This window comes from Sulfuricurvum sp., assembly GCF_049587615.1.
Lineage (GTDB): Bacteria > Campylobacterota > Campylobacteria > Campylobacterales > Sulfurimonadaceae > Sulfuricurvum.
On sequence record NZ_JBAVEF010000032.1, the window covers coordinates 1 to 2,228 of the forward strand.

Annotated in this window: 2 tRNA genes and 2 rRNA genes; all 4 read right to left on the reverse strand. The window is 48.9% G+C overall.

Going from position 1 to position 2,228, the window contains the following annotated elements:
- A 23S ribosomal RNA gene (locus tag WB308_RS06645) occupies positions 1 to 498 on the reverse strand; the annotation flags it as partial.
- Between the two features lie 207 nt (positions 499 to 705).
- Positions 706 to 781: transfer RNA gene (locus WB308_RS06650), tRNA-Ala, on the reverse strand.
- Between the two features lie 14 nt (positions 782 to 795).
- Positions 796 to 872, reverse strand: a tRNA-Ile gene (locus WB308_RS06655).
- A 119-nt stretch (positions 873 to 991) separates the two neighbouring features.
- A 16S ribosomal RNA gene (locus WB308_RS06660) occupies positions 992 to 2,228 on the reverse strand; the annotation flags it as partial.

The following is a 2,228-nucleotide window of genomic DNA, read 5'->3' on the forward strand; positions in this document are numbered from 1 at the left end:
CTTTTCACCTTTCCCTTACGGTACTGGTTCGCTATCGGTCTGGTAGTAGTATTTAGGATTGGAGGGTGGTCCCCCCGGCTTCAGTCAAGATAACACGTGTCCCGACCTACTCTGGATCCTGCTAGCTCTTTGTCAATTTCGATTACGGGGCTATCACCCTCTGTGGCCCAACTTTCCAGCTGGTTCATCTATCGACTTAGAATGCCGTATGCAGTCCGCAACCCCGATGGCAAGCCATCGGTTTGTCCTATATCCCATTTCGCTCGCCGCTACTTTGGGAATCTCGTTTGATTTATTTTCCTCTAGGTACTGAGATGTTTCACTTCCCTAGGTTCGCCCCCCGAAGGGTACTGTACCTCTCGATACAGTGGGTTGCCCCATTCAGAAATCCCCGGATCAAAGCTTCTTGGCAGCTCCCCGAGGCTTATCGCAGCCTAGTACGTCTTTCATCGCCTCTACCAGCCAAGGCATCCACCTATGGCCCTTAATATCTTTTTCTAATTTGCGCTCACCGCCTTATTAAGAATAAGACAGTGAAATGTTTGTAGTTACGTTAAATTTATTCTTCATAGATCACTCTATGTCAAATATATTTAGTTGACGACTTAACAATAATAATTCAAATAACATCTTAGACTTTAAAAGTCTAATTCAAATACTTCATTTAAGTACTTGAATCAGACTTCTCTGATCTCTTTACACTTCTGGTGGAGAATAGCGGGATCGAACCGCTGACCTCCTGCGTGCAAAGCAGGCGCTCTCCCAGCTGAGCTAATTCCCCAGATAAGTGATTCATGGTGGGTTTGAATGGACTCGAACCATCGACCTCACCCTTATCAGGGGTGTGCTCTAACCAGCTGAGCTACAAACCCATATAGCTATGTCAAATAACTCTGGATCACTGAAGACTAAGCAGGAAATGACAGTCAAGACAATACTCTGTGAGATTTAAGATGACGCAGTCAAATGAATGACTCGTCGTTACTCTTAGAAAGGAGGTGATCCAACCGCAGGTTCTCCTACGGTTACCTTGTTACGACTTCACCCCAGTCGCTAATTCCACCGTAAGCGGTAGCCGGTTTGGCATCCCGATTTCGGGTGAAATCAACTCCCATGGTGTGACGGGCGGTGAGTACAAGACCCGGGAACGTATTCACCGTAGCATAGCTGATCTACGATTACTAGTGATTCCAGCTTCATGTTCTCGAGTTGCAGAGAACAATCCGAACTGAGAGACGCTTTAAGAGATTGGCTCCACCTCGCGGTATTGCAGCTCTTTGTACGCCCCATTGTAGCACGTGTGTAGCCCTGGCCGTAAGGGCCATGATGACTTGACGTCGTCCTCACCTTCCTCCTCCTTGCGAAGGCAGTCTCCCTAGAGTGCTCAGCCGAACTGTTAGCAACTAAGGACGAGGGTTGCGCTCGTTGCGGGACTTAACCCAACATCTCACGACACGAGCTGACGACAGCCGTGCAGCACCTGTCACCGAGTTCTAGCAAGCTAGCACCCCCTAATCTCTTAAGGGCTCTCGGGATGTCAAGGCCAGGTAAGGTTCTTCGTGTATCTTCGAATTAAACCACATGCTCCACCACTTGTGCGGGTCCCCGTCTATTCCTTTGAGTTTTAATCTTGCGACCGTACTCCCCAGGCGGAATGCTTAATCTGTTAAGTGCATCACCGAAGAGACGAGCTCCCCGACGACTAGCATTCATCGTTTAGGGCGTGGACTACCAGGGTATCTAATCCTGTTTGCTCCCCACGCTTTCGTGCCTCAGCGTCAGTATCATCCCAGCAGATCGCCTTCGCTTTTGATATTCCTAGTGATATCTACGGATTTTACCCCTACACCACTAATTCCATCTGCCCCTTCTGAACTCTAGGCTCCCAGTTTCAAATGCAGTTCAATGGTTAAGCCATTGGATTTCACATCTGACTTAGAAGCCAGCCTACGCACCCTTTACGCCCAGTGATTCCGAGTAACGCTTGCACCCTCCGTATTACCGCGGCTGCTGGCACGGAGTTAGCCGGTGCTTATTCAAGAGGTACCGTCATTATCTTCCCTCTTAAAAGGAGTTTACACACCGAAATGCGTCATCCTCCACGCGGCGTTGCTGCATCAGAGTTTCCTCCATTGTGCAATATTCCTCACTGCTGCCTCCCGTAGGAGTCTGGACCGTGTCTCAGTTCCAGTGTGTCTGATCATCCTCTCAAACCAGATACCCGTCAT